This is a genomic window from Prosthecodimorpha hirschii (assembly GCF_001305515.1).
Classification (GTDB): Bacteria; Pseudomonadota; Alphaproteobacteria; order Rhizobiales; family Ancalomicrobiaceae; genus Prosthecodimorpha; species Prosthecodimorpha hirschii.
Map to the genome: position 1 here is coordinate 1,552,605 of NZ_LJYW01000001.1, position 18,970 is coordinate 1,571,574.

18 protein-coding genes and 1 pseudogene are annotated in these 18,970 nt (G+C 69.8%); 12 read left to right on the forward strand and 7 right to left on the reverse strand.

What is annotated here, in order from left to right; translation table 11 throughout:
• Nucleotides 1-51: 51 nt before the first annotated feature.
• The 6 genes and pseudogenes from ABB55_RS06690 to ABB55_RS06715 all read left to right on the forward strand — a co-directional run bounded on the left by ABB55_RS06690 (nucleotide 52) and on the right by ABB55_RS06715 (nucleotide 6,071).
• Nucleotides 52-2,895, forward strand: coding sequence for a monovalent cation/H+ antiporter subunit A (locus ABB55_RS06690; protein WP_054358114.1), 2,844 nt, complete (start codon nucleotides 52-54; stop codon nucleotides 2,893-2,895).
• A 1-nt stretch (nucleotide 2,896) separates the two neighbouring features.
• Nucleotides 2,897-3,220, forward strand: a pseudogene (locus ABB55_RS30840) (Na+/H+ antiporter subunit C); the annotation flags it as partial.
• 176 nt (nucleotides 3,221-3,396) lie between these two features.
• Nucleotides 3,397-4,926, forward strand: coding sequence for a monovalent cation/H+ antiporter subunit D (locus tag ABB55_RS06700; protein WP_054358115.1), 1,530 nt, complete (start codon nucleotides 3,397-3,399; stop codon nucleotides 4,924-4,926).
• Entirely contained in the window at nucleotides 4,923-5,414 is a 492-nt protein-coding gene (locus tag ABB55_RS06705; protein WP_054358116.1) for a Na+/H+ antiporter subunit E, read from the forward strand. The genes ABB55_RS06700 and ABB55_RS06705 overlap by 4 nt, the downstream gene beginning before the upstream one ends.
• Entirely contained in the window at nucleotides 5,411-5,680 is a 270-nt protein-coding gene (locus tag ABB55_RS06710) for a K+/H+ antiporter subunit F (protein ID WP_054358117.1), read from the forward strand. Before ABB55_RS06705 ends, ABB55_RS06710 begins: the two co-directional genes overlap by 4 nt.
• Before the next feature lie 13 nt (nucleotides 5,681-5,693).
• Nucleotides 5,694-6,071 carry a monovalent cation/H(+) antiporter subunit G gene (locus ABB55_RS06715; RefSeq protein WP_054358118.1) on the forward strand — a complete coding sequence of 126 codons (378 nt, stop codon included), beginning with the start codon at nucleotides 5,694-5,696 and terminating at the stop codon, nucleotides 6,069-6,071.
• Nucleotides 6,072-6,186: 115 nt separating this feature from the next.
• Here the strand turns inward: ABB55_RS06715 and ABB55_RS06720 are convergent, their stop codons facing one another.
• Nucleotides 6,187-6,960 (reverse strand): ferredoxin--NADP reductase, encoded by a 774-nt coding sequence (locus ABB55_RS06720; protein WP_054358119.1) that lies wholly within the window; start codon nucleotides 6,958-6,960, stop codon nucleotides 6,187-6,189.
• A gap of 171 nt (nucleotides 6,961-7,131) precedes the next feature.
• On the opposite strand from ABB55_RS06720, the gene ABB55_RS06725 reads away from it, so the two are divergent.
• The 6 genes from ABB55_RS06725 to ABB55_RS06750 all read left to right on the forward strand — a co-directional run bounded on the left by ABB55_RS06725 (nucleotide 7,132) and on the right by ABB55_RS06750 (nucleotide 12,741).
• Nucleotides 7,132-8,331 (forward strand): amidohydrolase family protein, encoded by a 1,200-nt coding sequence (locus ABB55_RS06725; RefSeq protein ID WP_054358120.1) that lies wholly within the window; start codon nucleotides 7,132-7,134, stop codon nucleotides 8,329-8,331.
• A gap of 71 nt (nucleotides 8,332-8,402) precedes the next feature.
• On the forward strand, nucleotides 8,403-9,470 hold the full coding sequence (locus ABB55_RS06730; protein ID WP_054358121.1) for a helix-turn-helix transcriptional regulator: 1,068 nt from the start codon (nucleotides 8,403-8,405) through the stop codon (nucleotides 9,468-9,470).
• 253 nt (nucleotides 9,471-9,723) lie between these two features.
• Nucleotides 9,724-10,020 (forward strand): hypothetical protein, encoded by a 297-nt coding sequence (locus ABB55_RS06735; protein ID WP_054358122.1) that lies wholly within the window; start codon nucleotides 9,724-9,726, stop codon nucleotides 10,018-10,020.
• 364 nt (nucleotides 10,021-10,384) lie between these two features.
• Complete coding sequence (locus tag ABB55_RS06740; protein ID WP_210168251.1) at nucleotides 10,385-11,005, forward strand: hypothetical protein; 621 nt, start codon at nucleotides 10,385-10,387, stop codon at nucleotides 11,003-11,005.
• 231 nt (nucleotides 11,006-11,236) lie between these two features.
• Complete coding sequence (locus ABB55_RS06745) at nucleotides 11,237-11,566, forward strand: MmcQ/YjbR family DNA-binding protein (RefSeq protein ID WP_054358124.1); 330 nt, start codon at nucleotides 11,237-11,239, stop codon at nucleotides 11,564-11,566.
• 137 nt (nucleotides 11,567-11,703) lie between these two features.
• Entirely contained in the window at nucleotides 11,704-12,741 is a 1,038-nt protein-coding gene (locus tag ABB55_RS06750; protein ID WP_054358125.1) for a cobaltochelatase CobT-related protein, read from the forward strand.
• 19 nt (nucleotides 12,742-12,760) lie between these two features.
• Here the strand turns inward: ABB55_RS06750 and ABB55_RS06755 are convergent, their stop codons facing one another.
• The 6 genes from ABB55_RS06755 to ABB55_RS06780 form a co-directional block, all read right to left on the reverse strand.
• Entirely contained in the window at nucleotides 12,761-13,534 is a 774-nt protein-coding gene (locus tag ABB55_RS06755; protein WP_054358126.1) for a DUF707 domain-containing protein, read from the reverse strand.
• 66 nt (nucleotides 13,535-13,600) lie between these two features.
• Nucleotides 13,601-14,062 carry a MarR family winged helix-turn-helix transcriptional regulator gene (locus tag ABB55_RS06760; protein ID WP_054358127.1) on the reverse strand — a complete coding sequence of 154 codons (462 nt, stop codon included), beginning with the start codon at nucleotides 14,060-14,062 and terminating at the stop codon, nucleotides 13,601-13,603.
• Between the two features lie 221 nt (nucleotides 14,063-14,283).
• A complete protein-coding gene (locus tag ABB55_RS06765) occupies nucleotides 14,284-14,991 on the reverse strand; it encodes an ABC transporter ATP-binding protein (RefSeq protein ID WP_054358128.1) in 708 nt (235 codons plus the stop codon).
• Entirely contained in the window at nucleotides 14,988-15,785 is a 798-nt protein-coding gene (locus tag ABB55_RS06770) for an ABC transporter ATP-binding protein (protein ID WP_054358129.1), read from the reverse strand. Before ABB55_RS06770 ends, ABB55_RS06765 begins: the two co-directional genes overlap by 4 nt.
• On the reverse strand, nucleotides 15,782-17,662 hold the full coding sequence (locus ABB55_RS06775) for an ABC transporter permease (protein ID WP_054358130.1): 1,881 nt from the start codon (nucleotides 17,660-17,662) through the stop codon (nucleotides 15,782-15,784). Before ABB55_RS06775 ends, ABB55_RS06770 begins: the two co-directional genes overlap by 4 nt.
• A gap of 107 nt (nucleotides 17,663-17,769) precedes the next feature.
• Nucleotides 17,770-18,960 carry an ABC transporter substrate-binding protein gene (locus ABB55_RS06780; RefSeq protein WP_054358131.1) on the reverse strand — a complete coding sequence of 397 codons (1,191 nt, stop codon included), beginning with the start codon at nucleotides 18,958-18,960 and terminating at the stop codon, nucleotides 17,770-17,772.
• Nucleotides 18,961-18,970 lie beyond the last annotated feature (10 nt).

Below are 18,970 nucleotides of genomic sequence, written 5' to 3' on the forward strand. Positions count from 1 at the left end.
ATATTCGCCTCAGACAGATCAGCGATGCGGGGTGGACATGGCAGGGTGCGGATGACGGTTGTGCTGATCGCCCTGCTGCCGATTTTCGGTGCCGTCCTGCCGCTGCTCGCCGCCCCCTCGGGGCGGTCGCGCGCGACGGCCGTGACCTTTGCGGTGACCGCCGCCAGTCTGTTCCTGCTGCTTGCCCAGGCGCCCGCGGTGCTGGGCGGAGCGACGGTTGCCGGCGGCAGCGCCTGGCTGCCCGACATCGGCCTCGGCTTTACCTTCCTGATCGATGGGCTCGGACTGTTCTTCGCCGGCATCATCCTGACGATCGGCCTGCTGATCGTCGTCTATGCCGGCTTCTATCTCGGCCGCGACGACGATCCGGGCCGCTTCTTCTGCTTCCTGCTCCTGTTCCAGGGCGCGATGCTCGGAGTGGTCCTGTCGGACAACATCCTGCTGCTCGCCATCTTCTGGGAACTGACCAGCCTGACCTCCTTCCTGCTGATCGGCTTCTGGCATCACCGGCCGGAGGGGCGGCAGGGCGCCCGCATGGCGCTGATCGTCACCGGCAGCGGCGGATTGGCGCTGCTCGCCGGCATGCTGCTGCTCGGCCAGGCCGCCGGCAGCTACGAACTGTCGGAGATCCTCACCCGCGTCGACCAGGTGCGCGCCTCGCCGCTATTCGGCCCGATCCTCGCCCTGGTGCTGGCCGGCGCCTTCACCAAGTCGGCCCAGTTCCCGGTCCATTTCTGGCTGCCGCACGCCATGGCGGCGCCGACCCCGGTCTCGGCCTATCTGCATTCGGCCACCATGGTGAAGGCCGGCCTGTTCCTGATGCTGCGGCTGTGGCCGCTCTTCGCTGGCACCGAAGCCTGGTTCCTGGTCGTTTCCGGCACCGGCCTCGCCACCATGGTGATCGCGGCGCGGATCGCGCTCGCCAAGGACGACCTGAAGGCGATCCTCGCCTATTCGACCGTCAGCCATCTCGGCCTGATCACCTTCCTGATCGGCCTCGGCACGCGCGCGGCCGTGGTGGCGGCGGTGTTCCACATCTTCAACCATGCCGCCTTCAAGGCCGCCCTGTTCATGACCGCCGGCATCGTCGACCACGAGACCGGCACGCGCGACATCCGCCGCCTCGGCGGCCTCGCCCGGCTGATGCCGGTGACGGCGGTCATCGGCACCGTGGCGGCCGCCGCCATGGCCGGCGTGCCGCTCCTGAACGGCTTCCTCTCCAAGGAGATGATGCTGGAGGCCGCGGCCGGCACGAGCTATCTCGGCAATCCCTGGATCGTCGCCGCCGTGGCGACGCTGGCCGCGCTCTACTCGGTCGCCTACGCGCTGCGCTTCGTGCATGCGACCTTCTTCGGCCGCTCGCGGCTGATGCCCGGCGGCCATCCGCACGATCCGCCCGCCGGGATGTGGCTGCCGGCCGCCCTTTTGGTCACCCTGTCGGTCGCCGTCGGCGTGCTGCCGCAGGTGATCGCCGGGGACCTCGTCGCCGCGACCGCCGCCGCGGTGACCGGCCCCCAGGGTCCGGCGCCGGAGGTCCATCTCGCGCTCTGGCACGGCGTCACGGCAGCACTGAGCTTAAGCCTCGTCGCCTTCGCGGGCGGTGCGGCGCGTTATGCGCTGTCCGGCTGGGTCGACCGGTTCTGGCCGCGCGACCCGATCCCGGACGCCAAAGCCCTGTTCGACGCCGCACTCGCCGGCCTCGTCGGCGCGGCGCGCTTCGTGACCGACCGGATCCACACCGGAACGCTGCAGCGCGCGCTGTCGGCGACCGTTCTCGCCATTCTGGCTGTCGGCGCCGCAGCCTTCGCCGGGTCCGGCCATGCCGCCGGGACCCGCCCGCCGCTGCCCCCCGATCCGGCGACGATCGCCGGCGTGCTCGCGCTGGCCGGGGCGACGCTCGCGGTTCCGCTGATGCACCGCGACCGGCTGCTCGCCTTGATGCTGACCGCCGTCGCCGGCCTCGCCGTCTCGCTCCTGTTCCTGCGCTTCTCCGCGCCCGATCTGGCTTTGACGCAGATCGCCGTCGAGGTGGTCGCCGGCCTCCTGCTCCTCCTGGTGCTCAATCTCCTGCCCAAGACCTCACCGGCCGAGCCGAGCCGGCTGCGCCTGATGCGCGACGCCGCGCTCGCCGGTCTCGGCGGCATCGCGGTCGCCGGCCTCGCCTATGCGGTCATGACGCGCGACGGCTCGAGCATCGCGGCCTTCCATCTGGCCGAATCCAAACCGCTCGGTGGCGGCACCAATGTCGTCAACGTGATCCTGGTCGACTTCCGCGGCTTCGACACCTTCGGCGAGATCATCGTGCTCGGCATCGCCGCCCTGGTCGTCGTCGCCCTGCTCGATACCGCCCTGCGTGGCCGCGCGGCGCGCCGGCTCGACCGGATGCGCCGAACGCCCGCCGGCGGCGACCGGCATCCGCTGCTCCTCGCCATGGCGACGCGCGTCCTGCTGCCGCTCGCGCTGGCGACCGGCCTGTTCATCTTCCTGCGCGGCCACAACCTGCCCGGCGGCGGCTTCGTCGCCGGCCTCGTCGTGGCGATCGCGATCCTGATGCAGTCGATGGCCAACGGCTATGCCTGGACGGCCGGGCGGATGACGCTCGACGCGCATGCGCTGATCGGCGCCGGCGTGCTGATCGCCGGCGCCACCGGCCTCGCCGCGCTCGCCTTCGGCGCCCCGTTCCTGACCTCCTCCTTCGGGCACTTCCACCTGCCGCTGGTCGGCGACATCGAACTCGCCTCGGCCATGGGCTTCGATCTCGGCGTGTTCCTGACGGTCGTCGGCGTGGTGCTGCTCGCGCTGTCGCGGATCGCCCGGATCGAGGCGCGCGCGGAGGATCGGCGTCCGAACCGGGGGGCGATCGCCGAACCCGCCACCGAAGATGGCGGGCGCTGACATGGAGCTTCTCGTCGCCGCCGCGATCGGCCTGACCACCGCCACCGGCCTCTACATGATGCTGCGCGGCTCGACCTTCCCGGTCATCGTCGGGCTGACCTTCCTGTCCTATGCGGTCAACGTCTTCCTGTTCGCCATGGGGCGGCTCGCGGCCAACCGCGCGCCGATCGTCGGCACGGTGCCGGACCCGGTCGATCCTCTGCCGCAGGCCCTGGTGCTGACCGCGATCGTGATCTCCTTCGGCATGACGGCGCTGATCGTCGTGCTCGCCCTGCGCGGCTTCCTGGAGACCGGCTCGGATGCGGTCGATCTCGATCGCGGCGATGCCGATGACGAGGACGACGACCTCGACGACGCGGCGCCCGACCCCGCGCCGGACGCGACGACGGCGAGCGAGCGCGCGATCCGCTTCTTCCGCGACGGCGCCGGCCCCGACGAACCCGAAGCCGATCCTGGCCGCGGCCCCGCCCCTGCCCGCCCGGTGCCGTCGGAGGGCCGCCCATGACCGGCCTGATCGTACTGCCCATCCTGCTGCCGGCCCTGACGGCGCCGTTCCTGATCCTGGCCCTCGGCTACGATCTGCGCGCCCAGCGGGTCGCCTCGATCGGCGCGACCGTCCTGTTCCTGGCACTGGCCGTGACGCTCTACGCGCTCGCCGGCGACGGGCCGCCGCGCACCTACCGGCTCGGCGACTGGCCGGCGCCGTTCGGCATCGTGCTGGTGCTCGACCGGCTGGCCGCCACCATGCTGGTGCTGACCGGGGTGCTGGCGAGCGTGGTGGTGGTCCATGCCGCGGCCGGCTGGGACGCGCGCGGACGCCATTTCCACCCGCTGTTCCAATTCCAGCTGATGGGCCTCGCCGGCGCCTTCCTGACCGGCGACGCGTTCAACCTGTTCGTCTTCTTCGAGGTGATGCTGATCGCCTCCTACGGGCTGATGCTGCATGGCGGCGGCGCGGAGCGGATGAAGGCCGGCTTCCAGTATGTCGCGCTGAACCTGGTCGCCTCGACCCTGTTCCTGTTCGCCGTCGGGCTCCTCTATGCGGTCACCGGCACGCTCAACATCGCCGATCTCGCCGTCAAGGCGACCCAGGTGGCGGCCGGCGACCGTGCCCTGCTGACGGTCGGCGCGGCGCTGCTCGCCATGGTGTTCGCGCTGAAGGCCGCCGCCGTGCCGCTGCACTGGTGGCTGCCGGCCGCCTATCCGGCCGCCAGTGCGCCGGCCGCGGCCCTGTTCATGATCATGACCAAGGTCGGCATCTATGCGCTGATCCGCATCCACGGCCTCGCCTTCCCGGATCTCGCCGCGCCCTGGCTCGCAGGCGCCGGCGCCCTCGGCCTGGTGGTCGGCGCCGTCGGCGCGCTGGCCGCCCGGCGGCTCGCCGAACTCGTCGCCTACGGGGTGGTCTGGTCGATGGGCAGCCTCTTGGTCGCGCTGGCCGCGTCCGGGGCCGCCGCCGGGACCGCCCTGCTCTACTATGCGGCCCATTCCACGCTGGCCGGGGCCGCGCTGTTCCTGCTCGCCGGCCTCGCCGCGGCCGCGCGCGGCAGCCTCGGCGACCGGCTGGTGCCCGGCGGCCCGCCGCTCGGCGCCGGCCCGGCGATCCTGTTCCTCCTGGCCACGATCGGCTTCACCGGCCTGCCGCCGCTCTCCGGCTTCATCGGCAAGATCCTGATCCTGCAGGCGATCGCCGGCGATCCGCACGGGGCCGTGCTGTGGGCGCTGCTGATCGGCTCCAGCCTGCCGGTGATCGTCGGCTTCGCCCGCGCCGGCAGCACGCTGTTCTGGAAGACTGCCGGCGCCGAGGGCGTGGAGCCTGCCGGAACCGGCCCCGCAGCGCTGGTGCCGCCCGGCCGAAGCGGGCTCGCCGGCGTCGCCATCCTGGTGATCGCCCTCGCCGGCCTGACCGTGCTGGCCGGACCGGTCGCCCACCAGTTGACCGCCACCGCCCGCCAGATGGCCGATCGGGCCGGCTATGTCGAGGCCGTGCTCGGCGAGCCGGGCGGCCGCGGCCGGGAGGCGGCCCGATGATCGCGCGGCTCCTCCCCCACCCGCTCCTGTCGCTCGCCGTGGCGGCCTTCTGGATCGTCCTGGAAAACCGGCTTTCGGCCGGCACGGTCCTGCTCGGCGCCGTGCTCGGCATCGCCCTGCCGCTCGCCACCCGCGCCTGGTGGCCGGACCGGCCGCGCCTCGCCGGCCTGCCCGGTCTCGCCGCCTATGCGCTGATCGTGCTGTGGGACATCCTCGTCTCGGCGGCCGAGGTGGCGTGGCTCGTGCTGACGCGGCCGGAAGCGGAGCTGAAGTCCCGCTTCGTCACCGTTCCGCTCGCCGTGACCGCCCCGGAGGCGATCGCGCTGCTCGCCTCGACCATCACCATGACACCCGGCACGCTCAGCGCCGATCTTTCCGCCGACGGCCGCTCGCTGCTCGTCCATGTCTTCCACACCGACGATCCGGACGCGACGGTGGCCGCCATCAAGGCGCGCTACGAGCGCCGGCTTTTGGAGATCTTCCCATGATCGCGACCGCCGCCGTGATCGCCGCCGCCGCCGCCGGGCTCGGGCTCCTGCTCAATCTCTGGCGCCTGATCCGCGGCCCCGGCGCAGCCGACCGCATCCTGGCGCTCGACACCATGACGGTGAACGCCATCGCGCTGGTGCTGCTGCTCGGGCTTGCCTATGGGACGGGGCTCTATTTCGAGGCCGCGATCCTGTTCGCCATGGTCGGCTTCCTGACCACGGTCGCCTTCTGCCGCTACCTGCTGCGCGGCAACATCATCGAGTGACCGGAGGATGCCGATGACCTTCGCCGCCGAAGCGCTCGCCGCCGCCCTGATCCTCGTCGGAGGGGCGTTCCTGCTGCTCGGATCCGCCGCCCTCGCCAAGCTCCGCGACCCGCTGCGCCGGCTGCACGCCCCGACGCTCGCCGTCACGGTCGGCCTCGGCGCGATCCTGATCGCCTCGATGCTGGAGGCCGGCATCGTGCGCGCCGATCCGTCCTGGCACGAACTGGCGATCGTGCTGTTCCTGTTCCTGACCGCCCCGGTCTCCGCGCAGATGATCGCCAAGGTGCATCTGATGGAGATCGACCCCGCCACCCTGCCCCCGCCGCGCGAGGGCGGCCCCTGGGCGAGCCATGCGCCGGATGACGAGGGCGAGCCGGAGCGCGGCGGATAGGCGGGGTCTCCTGACCGATCTGCCGCCCGGACGCGGAAACGCCGCCGGTCCGGGCTTTGGGCTCCCGTCGGCGGCGTCTTGGCCTCGCTTCACTTCCCGTGTCGGGACCGCCCCGTCACTTCTCGACGAAGGCCTTCTCGATCACATAGTGGCCGGCCTCGCCCTGGTTGCCCTCGACGAAATTGAGGCCGGTCAGCATGGTGCGGGCGTCGGCGATCATTTCCGGGCTGCCGCACAGCATGACGCGGTCGTTCTCGAGCGACAGGGGCGGCAGGCCGATATCCTCGCCGAGCTTGCCGGAGGACAGGAGATCGGTGATCCGGCCGCGGTTGCGGAACGGTTCGCGCGTGACGGTCGGATAGTAGACCAGCTGCTGGCTGACGAATTCGCCGATCAGCTCGTCGTTCGGCAGGTCCTGCGTGATCGTCTCGCCATAGGCGAGCTCGGCGACCTGCCGGCAGCCATGCACCAGCACGACCTTCTCGAAGCGATCGTAGGTGTCGGGATCGCGGATGATGCTCATGAACGGCGCCAGTCCGGTGCCGGTGCCGAGCAGATACAGGTTCTTGCCGGGCAGCAGATTGTCGATCACCAGCGTGCCGGTCGCCTTGCGACTGACCAGGATCTGGTCGCCGACCGAAAGATCGCGCAGGCGCGAGGTCAGCGGGCCGTTCGGCACCTTGATGGAAAAGAATTCCAGCGTGTCGGAATAGTTCGGGCTGACGACCGAATAGGCCCGCATCAGCGGCTTGCCGTTGACCGGAATGCCGATCATCGTGAACTCGCCGTTGCGGAACCGGAAAGACGGGTTGCGCGTGGTGGTGAACGAGAACAGAGTGTCGGTCCAATGATGGACGGAAAGGACCTGTTCTTCGTTGAAGGCGCTCATTTTTCGGCTCCGTACACGCGGCCGGCAAGGGGCTGCTTGCGGGTCGCGAATTCGTTCGTATACTAACGATATAGCGCGGGTTTGGTGCCCTGTCGATGCGTGCAGATACGTGCTGCACTGCCGAAGGGCAAGTTCGGAAGAGCCTGGACAGACTTTCGTCGGGAGGACGCTTTGGCACATGACGCACCCGGGGGACCATCCGGTCCTACCAAGCTTGTCATCCGCAATATCGGCATGCTCCTGTCGGGCCGTTTGGAAGAACCGATCCTCGATGCCGACACGATCGTTGCGACAAACGGTCGCATCACGGCGATCGGCCGCGCCAAGGACTGCGACACCGACGGGGCGACCACGCTGATCGACGCGCATGGCTCGCCGGTCGCGCCCGGCCTGATCGACAGCCATGTCCATCCGGTCGCCGGCGACTGGACGCCGCGCCAGAGCCAGCTCAACTGGATCGACAGTTCGATGCATGGCGGCGTCACCACCATGATCTCGGCCGGCGAGGTGCACATGCCCGGCCGGCCGCGCGACATCGTCGGCCTGAAGGCGATGGCGATCACCGCGCAGCGCATCTATTCGTCGTTCCGGCCGGGCGGCGTGAAGCTGCATGCCGGCGCGCCGGTGATCGAGCACGGCATGACCGAGGCGGATTTCAAGGATCTGGCCGATGCCGGCGTCTCGCTCCTCGGCGAGATCGGCCTCGGCGGCGTCAAGGACGGCCCGACCGGCCGCAAGATGGTCGAATGGGCGCGCAAATACGGCATCCAGAGCACCATCCACACCGGCGGCCCGTCGATCCCGGGCTCCGGCCTGATCGACAAGGACGTGGTGCTGGAATGCGATGCCGACATCGTCGGCCACATCAACGGCGGCCATACCGCGCTGCCCGACGACCAGATCCGCTGCATCTGCGAAGGCTGCCGGCGCGGCCTCGAACTGGTCCATAACGGCAACGAGCGCTCGGCGCTCTACACGCTGCGCACCGCCCGCGACATGGGCCAGCTGGAGCGCGTCATCCTGGGCACGGACGGGCCGGCCGGCTCGGGCGTGCAGCCGCTCGGCATCCTGCGCATGGTCTCGATGCTGTCCGCGCTCGGCGACGTGCCGGCCGAACTCGCCTTCTGCTTTGCGACCGGCAACACCGCGCGCATGCGCAAGCTCGACTGCGGCATCATCGAGGTCGGCCGCACCGCCGATTTCGTGTTCCTGGACCGCCCGCAGCATTCCGCCGGCAAGAACCTGCTGCACGCCGTCCAGCTCGGCGACCTGCCCGGCATCGGCATGGTGGTGATCGACGGCCTCGTCCGCGCCGGCCGCAGCCGCAACACCCCGCCGGCCACGCTGGTCCCGGAGGTGGTGCACGGCTGAGGCAGAGGCCGGCCCGTTCCGATCGAGGCGTTCCCGTCGGGATGGGCCGAAGTCGATCCGGAGGTGGCGGGATGGATATCGCCGGACTGGTCGAGGAGATCTACGAAGCCGCGATCGTTCCCGATCTCTGGCATCGCCTGCTCGACCGGCTCGCCGAGATTGCCGGCGCCGAGGGGACGCTGCTGTTTGCCGCCCGGCCGGGGGCGACGCGCCACATCAACTCCCCGCGCATCGATCGGCTCATCGAAGCCTGGGTCAAGGACGGCTGGGCGGGCGCGCGGAACGATCGCGGCAACCGCCTGATTCCGATCCGGGAACCACGGTTCCTGACCGATTTCGACGGCTTCAGCCCCGAGGAGATGGACCGTTCGCCCTTCTATACCGAGTATCTGAGACCGCTCGGATTCTGGTGGTGTGTCGGAACCGCGATCCATTCACCGACGGCCGACACGATCATCTTCTCGATCGAACGGCTGGAGAGAAACGGCCCGGTCGAGCCGGAGGCCGTCCGCAGGCTCGATCACCTGCGGCCGCATCTCGCCCGCGCCGCCGTCCTGTCCGCCCGGGTCGGCATCGAGCGGATGCAGGCCGGGGTGATCGCCCTCGAGACCGTCGGCCTGCCCGCCGCCATCGTCGACGCCACGGGCCGGGTCCTCGCCGCGAACGGCCTCTTCGCCGGATGCAGCCCATCGATGCGGATCGGCGCGCATGACCGGCTTCTCTTCGGGGACGAGACCTCGAACACCGCCTTCAGGAACGCCCTTCGGCATGGGGGCCGCGGGGCCGCAGCATCGCTGGCCCTTCCGGCGAGGGACGGCGCCGCTGCCGCCGTGGCTCACCTCGTACCGCTGAAAGGGTCGGCCCTGGATGTCTTCACGGGGGCGGCATGCCTGGTCTATGCGACGGTCCTGGCGCCGAAAGGGGCGCTGCCGGCGGCCCTGATCGAGGTCCTGTTCGACCTCACGGCCGCCGAGGCGCGGGTGGCCTCCATGGTCGCGGCCGGCACCAGCGTCGCCGCGGCTGCGCTGAAGCTCAGCGTCACGCCGGAAACGATCCGGGCCCACTTGAAATCGGTCTACGCCAAGACTGGCGTGCATCGACAGATCGATCTCGCGCGCTTGTTGTCGGAACGACCCTGACGCCTCCCCGCAAAGCCGCTGCCGAAAACGCTGCGATCCGGCCGGACAGGGTCACGCAACTTCGTCCCGGCACGCAGGGACATTACCCATTTGGGTAATGACGCAACGGAAGATTCAGTATTCCATGACGCGGTTGCTTCGGCAGCGGACAGTCGGGTGCCGAACCGCCGCGGCCATTCCCCTTGGGCGGCAGTCCTGGCCTCAAGGGCCGCCGGACCGACGGCGCGACGCTTCAGAACACGGGAGAGGATGCATGCGAAGCTGGATAATCGGCCTGGTCGGCGCCGGACTCTGCGCCCTGGTACCGGCGACACCGTCCGCGGCGGCGACGACCTGCAATGCGGCCGCGCAGTCGGACGATGTCGACCTTTGCGGCCAGGCCCTTTTCACCTCAGGCCCGGCGGCGACCCGCGCAAAGATGTTCAAGGACTGCGTGATCGAGGAAATGGGCAAGAAGGGTTTCACCGAAGGCAAGGACTACACGGTTCGGGTCACCAACGATCCGGCTTCCGAACTCAACGGTCCCGTCTGCAAGAAGGCGAAGAAATAGACGCCGGCGGCGGACGGCGTCCGTCGCACCCTCGGGATTTCGGGAGGCATCGGCTATGGAAGCGATCGTGCCGTCCAGGATGCGGATTCGGCCGGCGGTCGGGCTGTCGCTGGTCCTCGGGTTGTCGATGACCATGCCGGTCCGACCGCAGGAGCGGCCCGACTTCGACCTGTCGGGTCCCTGGCGATGCTCGGGCAACTGCGGTGCGGCCGTCGGGACGAGCATCACGATCCGTCAGACCGGCGAGGATCTCCAGCTCACGACGGACAAGGGGGAGACGATCCGCGGGTCGGCATCGCTTCGCACGCGTCAGCCGTCCTCGCTCAAATGCCTGCTGAAGCCGCCGCCGGCCGAATGCGCGAAAATGACGACGACCTACGAGCGTCAGGTCGCTCTTGGGATTGGGCCGGGCGGCTGGAACTGCCAGTTGATCCCGTCCGATATCCGAAGCCGGTCCGACACGGCGCCGCCGTTCAAGGCCGTCACGTTCACCTTGCAGTCGGTCGAGATCTTCAAGGAAAAATGCGCATTCCCCGGCTCGATCTGGACCGCCGGCAACGAAGCCGCGCTGCCCGAGACGGCCGCGGCCATCACGTGCGATGCCGAACTTCTCGAAGCCGGCGGCCGGTTCCGCAGCGCCGGTTTGAGCGTGGTCGTCCGCCCTGCCCGGGACACGGCCTACGGATGGGCGGCCGAGATATCGGAAGGCGGGTCGACGCGGCGCGAGAAGGATGTCGGCGTCGGGGCGGTCTTCCCGAACGATCCGGTCGGCCGGCACGTTCGCGAGCTTTCCCGGAAGCTCGCCCCGGCCGTCAAATGGGACACGGTGCATCATATTCGAGAGATCAGTGTCGGCTTTGAGTCCATGCTGAAGCAGAGCAGGGGCATCGCCATCTACGAGATCCGCGATGCCAAGTCGCAGCCGATGGCCCGGCTGTTGACGATCGACGAGGTCAAGCTCGGCCGCTGCGCGGGCGGCCGCTAGAACCGGTCCCGGTCAGATCGACACGATCCGATCGGAAAGAACAGGCTCAAGCCATTGAATCCGGAACATTTCTTTTGCGATTGGACACGTCCATCCAATCGGGAAATGCTCTGAGCCGGTCCGTCGACGGCCCGGCCCATGCGGTCGATCCGCCCGGGCTGGCGGTGGACGCGATGGACATCCATGCCGTGTCCTGGTGATATCGCCGGGAAGCGGGCGGAGGAGGTCCCAGTGGCGACCGGCGAAGACCTGCGGCGCCTCGCGCTGGCGCTGGCCGGGACGATCGAGGCGCAGCATGTCGACCGGCGCGCCTTCCGCGTCGCGCGCATCTACGTGACGCTCCACCCCGACGGCCTGACGGCCAATTTCAAGTTCACGCCCGAAGACCAGGCCCTCAAATGCCTGGTCGCCCCCGACGCCTTCGCACCGGTCCCGGGCGGCTGGGGGCCCATGGGCTGGACCACCGCGACCCTCGCCCGCCTGACCGAAGCCGACCTCGCCCTTGCGCTCGAAACCGCCTGGCGGGACGCCCAGCCAAGATCGAAATCGAAGCGGAAATAGCGGGCACCGCTGGCTTCGGGAAATCGGTGCGGATGCTCCTTTCCGTCGCCATTCGCTACCCCTGGATGCAAGTCGGATCTCGTTCTATACCTTGCTCCCGAAGGTGTCGGCCACGCTGTTCGTCGAAGAGAAGGCTTATGAAGGTCCTGGACCGCATCCTTGCCCACCCGACGGTCCAGCGCTGGCGGCGGGGCATCGGGGACCCGACAGCCAGGCACGGCGTCACGGCGCCGACGGTTGGCTCCCACCCGGGCGATCCCGCGCTCGAACCGGAAGGTTACCGCGTCTACACGCACGCCCACGACGAGGAACTGACCGGGGAGGCGTTCCTGACGTGGCTGAAGGAGGAGTACGGCCATCGGGGCGGCGACTTCGCGGAGGTCAGGCGGGCCTTCGTGCATGACTTCCAGGCGGAGCGAGTGGCGATCCTGGCCCATGCGGGCCGGCTGCTCCGGAAGATCGAGGCCGGCATTCCTCTCGACGAGAGGAAGCGGACGGTCGTCAGTCTGTTGCTCGATCACTCAGGCTCGATGCGCGGCCTGAAGATGCTGTCGGCCCTGACGGCGATCGAGTGCGCGGCAGACATGATCGCCTTGGCCGGCATGTCCTGCGAAATCCTGGGCTTCACGACGACGAGCTGGCGCGGCGGACGATCACGGCAGCAGTGGATCGCCGACGGCCAGCCGCCCCATCCGGGCCGACTGTGCGATCTGCGCCACATCGTCTACAGGGAGGCCTCGGCGCCGCACACCTCGGGCCTGATCGCCGCCCTGCATCCGGACGCGCTTTACGAGAATATCGACGGCGAAGCCCTCCTCTGGGCCGTATCTCGTCTGCCTCCGGAAAAATGGACCAAACGGATCGTCTGCATGGTTGGCGATGGTGCGCCGGTCGACGATTCCACGCTGGCGGCCAATGCGAACCAAAGCCTGCTTTGGGATCACTTCAAGGCGGTTCTCGGCGACGTCGCGCGGCATGGCGTCCCGGTCGGCAATCTTCACCTCGATCACCAGGAGCGGAAGCTTCCGGTCGTCTCAAGGCATGCGACCGAACCGCACGGTGCCGGCGTCGCGCTGGTCGACCTGATCGGACAGCTCCTGCTCCCGCAAGCGGCCCCAGCCCCGCTACAAGGCGACCAAGCCGGGGCCCAAGGCGACGACTCGCCGCCGGCCTGAAAGCCATCAAGGCGTCCGATCATTCCTTGGCCGGCGGGAAAACGATCGGCGCGCCGCCGCCGAGCGGGATGGCGGCGAGGTTCTTGCGGCTGCGGACGATGCCGAAGTCCTTCTCGATCCGGCGCAGTTCCTGGCCCGGCGTGACGCCCTCGCCGCGGACCAGGGCGATGTTCGGGCCCTTGCCGCCGGGGCGGGTGTGGACGACCGGGGTCTCGTCGACGATGGCGATCTTGCGGTCCGGATAGCCGATCAGCTTCGGAAACAGAAAATCGAGGCCCCAGGACGAGACGCTGCGGTCGAAATAGGGCCGGCAGATGCGGAAGGCGCGCTGCGACAGGCCGAGCGCCATGATCTCGGCGAAGTCGGTGAAGCGCAGGCGGTATTCCGGGCGCTGGCTGGTGATGCGGTGGTTGACGAAGGAGCCCGGGCCGAGGGCCGGCTGGGCGATGTCGAGATCGTATTCGGCGACGATCGCGAAGAAGCGGTTGAGGGTCGGCAGGTCGGCGGCGAGATCGTCGTCGGGCAGCCAGATGAAGCGGTAGCGGTCGAGGCGGGCGCCGAGGCCGGCGAGGCACGCGACCGTGCCGGTCGCCTTGCTGCCCTTCTCGAACGAGACCGTCACGTCGGCGGGCCGGTCGGGAAACGGATCCGGGTCGTTGCCGAAATAGCTCAGATGCAGGTCCCAGGTCCGCGTCTCGGGCGGAGCGCCCGCGAGCCAGCCGGGATGCAGGGACCGGTCCCCGGCGCGCAGGATGACCAGGACGGGGCGGGCGGCGGGGTCGACTTCGGTCATGGAAAACGGCTTGCACCAGGGATGGATCCCCCGGCGCGCGGCCGCGGGGTTCGATGTGGCAAGCTTCTACAACATCTTCACAAGCAGGCGCAGCAGCGTCTTGCGCTCCTGCGCGGTCAGGTGCGCCAGCGTCTCCTCGGTGATGGCGGTGGCGACCGGGGCGGCGCTTTCGGCGAGGCGGCGGCCGTCCTCGGTCAGGCCGATGACCAGCCGGCGGGCATCGCCCGGGTCCGGCTCGCCGCTGACCAGGCCGCGGGCGGCGAGCCGATCGACGACGCCCTTGATGGTCGCCGCATCCATCGCCGTGTGCCGGCCGAGCAGGTTCTGCGACAGCGGCCCCTTCTCGGCGAGCTTGGCCATCGCCGCCCATTGGGTCGGCGTCAGGCCTTCGATCATGCGCTCGGCGAAGATGGTGGTATGGCGCTGGTTGACCTGCCGGAGCACGAAACCGACCTGGTCGTCGAGCCGATAGGCCGGCGGCGCGGCCTCGGTGGCTGCGTCTGGAGCAGCCTCCGTCGGATCGCTCATGGGGCATTCCTCCGCGAGTCTTCTTGTCTGTCGCCCGAAGGTTAGCCGCTCGGCGCGCCGGCCGCCACAGCGCCGTCGTCGCGGGGGGCGGGGTCGCGGGGCCACCGTCGCGGAGCCACCTTCGAAGCCGAGGCGCCGGCAACCGCAGCGCCCCTGCGCCGAAGCGGCTCCGAAGCCGGAGCGGGCTTGCCGCCGGAGCGGACGCGCCGCCGGAGCGGCGCCTACACCGCCAGATAGGCGTCGCGGATGTCCGGGCGCGCCTCCAGCTCCGCCATGGTGCCGCCGAAGCGGATGCGGCCGCGCTCGATGATATAGGCGCGGTCGGAGATGAGCCGGGCGAAATGGAGATTCTGTTCGGAGACCAGGATCGACAGCCCCTCCTGCTTCAGGCGCACGATGGCGGCGGCCATGTCCTCGACGATGCGCGGGGCGAGGCCCTCGGACGGTTCGTCGAGCAGGACGGCGCTGGGATTGCCCATCAGGGTGCGGGCGATGGTCAGCATCTGCTGCTCGCCGCCACTCATCCGCCCGCCCGGCCGGCGGCGCATCTCGCCGAGATTGGGGAACAGGGCGTAGAGCCGCTCCGGCGTCCAGGGCGTCAGGCCCGCGCGCGCCGGCCGGCGGCCGACCTCGAGATTTTCCTCCACCGTCAGGTCGGTGAAGATGCGCCGGTCCTCGGGCACAAAGCCGAGGCCGAGGCGGGCGATCTCGTGGGTCGCCATGCGGCCGATCTCCTGCCCCTCGAAGCCGATGCGGCCGGAGCGGCGCGGCACCAGCCCGACCAGGGCGCGGAAGGTGGTCGACTTGCCGGCGCCGTTGCGGCCGAGCAGCGCGACCACCTCGCCGCGGCCGAGGTCCAGCGCGACATGATCGAGGATCTGCGCCGGGCCGTACCAGGCATCCAGATCGGCGACGGAGAGCACGCTCATTGGGCGCCTCCCGGGGCCGGGGCGGCGACCTCGGTTTCGGCCGCGAAGGTCGAGCCGCCGCCGAGATAGACCTCGCGCACCTTGGGATCGTGGCGCACGGCGGTCGGCGAGCCCTCGGCGATCAGGTTGCCGCGGTCGAGCACCATGATCCGGTCGGCATGTTCGAAGACCACGTCCATGTCGTGCTCGGTGAAGAGGACGCCCAGCCCGCGCTCGCGCGCGATCTCGGCGGTCAGCCGCATCAGGTCGATGCGCTCGGCCGGCGCCATGCCGGCGGTCGGCTCGTCCATCAGCAGCACCTTGGGGTCGTTGGAGAGCGCGACGGCGAGTTCCAGCCGCTTCAGGTCGCCATAGGCGAGCTCGCCGCAGGGCCGCCCGGCCTGATCGGCCAGGCCGACCAGCGCCAGGAGCCGTTCCGCCTCGGCCCGCTTCAGGGTGCCGAGCGCGCCGAGCCGCCAGGCCAGCGCCGCATCGGCGGAGACCAGCGCCACCTGGACATTCTCGATCACCGTCATCGAGCCGAAGGTGGCGGTGATCTGGAAGGTGCGCCCGACGCCGAGCGCCCAGATGCGGCGCGGATCGAGCCGCGTCGTGTCGCGGCCCAGGATGGTGATCCGGCCGCGATCGGGCTTGATCTGGCCGTGCAGCATGTTGAAGCAGGTGCTCTTGCCGGCGCCGTTCGGGCCGATCAGCGCCAGCATCTCGCCGGCCGCGAGCCGGAAGCTGACGCCGCGCACGGCATGCACGCCGCCATAGGATTTGTGGATGCCGTCGACATCGACCACCACCGTCATCGCGCGGCCTCCGAGGGTGAGGAACCGGACGCGTCGTTCCGCCCTGTGCCCGATGGCCGGACCAGGTCGGCGAGGCCGCCGAGGCCCTTGGGCAGGAAGACGACCAGCACCACGATGATCGCGCCGAGCACGAGCTTGGAATAGTCGGTCTGGCTCATCAGCCAGATCGAGAGCGCCTTGAAGGCGACCGCGCCGATCGCTGCGCCCGAAACCGTCTCCAGCCCGCCGAGCAGCACCATGACGAGGCCGTCGACCGAGGTCGGGATCGCCAGCGCGTCGGGGAAGACGTTGCCCTTCAGGAAGGCGTAGAGCGCGCCGGCGAGGCCCGCCACCGCGCCGGCGACCGCGAAGGCGATCCATTGCGTCGACAGGCGGTCGATGCCGATCGCCTCGGCGCGCAGCGTGGAATCGCGCACCGCGCGCAGCCGGTAGCCGAAGGGCGAGAAGGCGAGGATGCGCAGGGCCGCGACCGAGACGGTCGCCACCATGAGCGAGAGCCAGTAGAAGGCGGCCGGCTTGGACGCCCAGGCCGTCGGCCAGACGCCGAGAATGCCGTTGTCGCCGCCCGTCACGGCCACCCACTGGAAGGCGATCGACCAGGCGATCTGCGCGAAGGCGAGCGTCAGCATGGCGAAATAGACGCCGGACAGGCGCACGCAGAACCAGCCGAACAGGATGCCGCCGAGCCCGGCCAGCACCGGACCGGCCAGGATGGCGGCCTCCATCGGCGCGCCGAGCCATTTCACCGCTAGCGCGGCGCCGTAGGAGCCGAGCCCGAAATAGGCGGCATGACCGAAGGAGGCGAGCCCGCCGACCGACATCAGGAACTGCAGGCTGGCCGCGAACACGACGAAGAGCAGGATCTCGGCGCCGACCGAGAGCAGGTAGGGGCCGGCGAAGGCCGGCGCCGCGGCCAGCGCCGAGACCAGAACCGCGACCGCGATCCGGCCCGCGCGCCCGAGCGGCTGCCACGGCCGGATGGTCGCGCCGGGCGTCGTCCGCCGCGCCGCCTCGGGCCGGCCGAACAGGCCGAAGGGCCGGACCACCAGCACGACGGCCATGACCAGGAACACCACCACGATCGAGATCTTCGGGAAGATCAGGATGCCGAAGGCGTTGATTTCCGAGACGATCACCGCCGCCAGGAAGGCGCCCGGCACGCTGCCGAGCCCGCCGATCACGACGACCACGAAGACCTCGACGATGACGCGGAGATCCATCGAATGGCTGACCGCCTCGCGCGGGATCTGCAGCGCCCCGCCGAGGCCGGCCAGGAAGACGCCGAGGGCGAAGACCGAGGTGAACAGCCATTTCTGGTCGACGCCGAGCGCGGCGACCATGTCGCGGTCCTGGGTCGCGGCGCGCACCAGAATGCCCCAGCGGGTGCGGTTGAACAGGAGCCAGAGCGCGCCGAGCACGACCGGGCCGGCGGCGACCAGGAACAGGTCGTAGGCCGGCACGCGCTGGCCGAGGATCATGACCGCGCCGGTGAAGCCGGGCGCCCGGCGGCCGAGCAGGTCTTCCGGGCCCCAGGCCAGGATGACCAGGTCCTGCACCATCAGCGTGACGCCGAAGGTGGCGAGCAGCTGGAACAGTTCCGGGGCCTTGTAGATGCGGCGCAAGAGCAGGATCTCGGTCGCAGCCCCGATCGCCGCCACCGCGACGGCCGCGGCGAACAGGCCGAACCAGAAGCCGAAGGCACCGCCGAGCCGTTCGGTCAGGCTATAGGCCAGATAGGCGCCGATCATCGTGAAGGCGCCATGGGCGAAGTTCACGATGCGGGTGACGCCGAAGATGATCGACAGCCCGCTGGCGATCAGGAACAGCGAGGCGGCGCTGGCGAGCCCGGTCAGGGCCTGGACGATCAGGAAGGCCAACGCACGCGTCTCCCGATGGCGCCCGCGTCGGGCGTCTTGAAGGGTTCGGATCGGAGAGGGAACCGGGACCGGCGCGATGGCCGGCCCCGATCGGGTTCAGACCGGGCTCAGTCGGCCGGACGCAGCGCCTTGACCATGTCCTCGCTCGGCATATAGGCGGCGCCGTCGCGATAGACGCTGTCGACCATCACGCCCTTGCCGTCCTTGACCGCCGTCTTGCCGACGAAGGCACCGAGGGTCGACTGGCCGTCGGAGGCGCGGAAGACGATCTTGCCGAAGGGGCTCGGGACCTCGAGGCCCTTGGCGGCAGCGATCATCTTGTCGGTATCGGTCGAGCCGGCCTTGGCGATGATCGCGGCGGCGGACTTCATGGTCATGTAGCCGACCACCGAGCCGAGGCGCGGATAGTCGTTGTACTTGGCCTGATAGGCCTTCAGGAAGGCCGCGTGCTCGGCGATCTTCACGTCGTACCAGGGATAGCCGGTGACGATCCAGCCGGCCGGGGTCTCGTCCTTGAGCGGGTCGAGATATTCCGGCTCGCCGGTCAGGAAGCTGGCCACGGCGCGCTTCTCGAACAGGCCGCGGGTATTGCCCTCGCGCACCAGCTTGACCAGATCCGGGCCGAAGGTGACGTTGAGGATCGCCTCCGGCTCGGCGGCGGCGATCGCCTGCACGACGGCGCCGGCCTCGATCTTGCCCTGGGTCGGCCACTGCTCGGCGACCCACTGGATGTCCGGACGCTTCTTGGACAGCAGCTCCTTGAACACGGCGACCGCCGACTGGCCGTATTCGTAGTTGGGCGCGATGGTCGCCCATTTCTTGGCCGGCAGCTTGGCGGCCTCCTCGGCCAGCATCGCCGCCTGGGCGTAGTTCTGCGGACGCAGGCGCAGGACGTATTTGTGGCCCTTGGCGAGCGTCACCGCGTCGGTCAGCGGCTCGGCGGCCAGGAACAGCACCTTCTTCTGCTTGGCGAAGTCGGAGACCGCGAGACCGATATGGGAGAAGAAGGTGCCGGTCAGCATGACGACCTGGTCGGAGGAGACCAGTTCGTTGGCGGCCGTCACGGCATCGGCGGGCTTGCCGCCGTCGTCCTTGGAGACCACCTCCAGCTTCTTGCCGAGCACGCCGCCGGCGGCGTTGATCTCGTCGACGGCGAGCTGCCAGCCCTTGCGGTAGGGCTCGGTGAAGGCCGGCAGGCCCGAATAGCTGTTGATCTCGCCGATCTTGATCGTCTGCGCCGCCGCGAAGGAGGCGGTGGCGGCCATGAAGGCGCCGCCGAGGGCGCCCGCGAGGACCATTCTGCGTCCG

Excerpts from the sequence above, each read along its gene's own strand:
- ABB55_RS06690 (WP_054358114.1), top strand. The coding sequence starts at position 52 with ATGACGGTTGTGCTGATCGCCCTGCTGCCGATTTTCGGTGCCGTCCTG.
- ABB55_RS06700 (WP_054358115.1), top strand. The coding sequence starts at position 3,397 with ATGACCGGCCTGATCGTACTGCCCATCCTGCTGCCGGCCCTGACGGCG.
- ABB55_RS06705 (WP_054358116.1), top strand. The coding sequence starts at position 4,923 with ATGATCGCGCGGCTCCTCCCCCACCCGCTCCTGTCGCTCGCCGTGGCG.
- ABB55_RS06710 (WP_054358117.1), top strand. The coding sequence starts at position 5,411 with ATGATCGCGACCGCCGCCGTGATCGCCGCCGCCGCCGCCGGGCTCGGG.
- ABB55_RS06715 (WP_054358118.1), top strand. The coding sequence starts at position 5,694 with ATGACCTTCGCCGCCGAAGCGCTCGCCGCCGCCCTGATCCTCGTCGGA.
- ABB55_RS06720 (WP_054358119.1), bottom strand. The coding sequence starts at position 6,960 with ATGAGCGCCTTCAACGAAGAACAGGTCCTTTCCGTCCATCATTGGACC.
- ABB55_RS06730 (WP_054358121.1), top strand. The coding sequence starts at position 8,403 with ATGGATATCGCCGGACTGGTCGAGGAGATCTACGAAGCCGCGATCGTT.
- ABB55_RS06735 (WP_054358122.1), top strand. The coding sequence starts at position 9,724 with ATGCGAAGCTGGATAATCGGCCTGGTCGGCGCCGGACTCTGCGCCCTG.
- ABB55_RS06740 (WP_210168251.1), top strand. The coding sequence starts at position 10,385 with ATGACGACGACCTACGAGCGTCAGGTCGCTCTTGGGATTGGGCCGGGC.
- ABB55_RS06750 (WP_054358125.1), top strand. The coding sequence starts at position 11,704 with ATGAAGGTCCTGGACCGCATCCTTGCCCACCCGACGGTCCAGCGCTGG.
- ABB55_RS06755 (WP_054358126.1), bottom strand. The coding sequence starts at position 13,534 with ATGACCGAAGTCGACCCCGCCGCCCGCCCCGTCCTGGTCATCCTGCGC.
- ABB55_RS06760 (WP_054358127.1), bottom strand. The coding sequence starts at position 14,062 with ATGAGCGATCCGACGGAGGCTGCTCCAGACGCAGCCACCGAGGCCGCG.
- ABB55_RS06765 (WP_054358128.1), bottom strand. The coding sequence starts at position 14,991 with ATGAGCGTGCTCTCCGTCGCCGATCTGGATGCCTGGTACGGCCCGGCG.
- ABB55_RS06770 (WP_054358129.1), bottom strand. The coding sequence starts at position 15,785 with ATGACGGTGGTGGTCGATGTCGACGGCATCCACAAATCCTATGGCGGC.
- ABB55_RS06780 (WP_054358131.1), bottom strand. The coding sequence starts at position 18,960 with ATGGTCCTCGCGGGCGCCCTCGGCGGCGCCTTCATGGCCGCCACCGCC.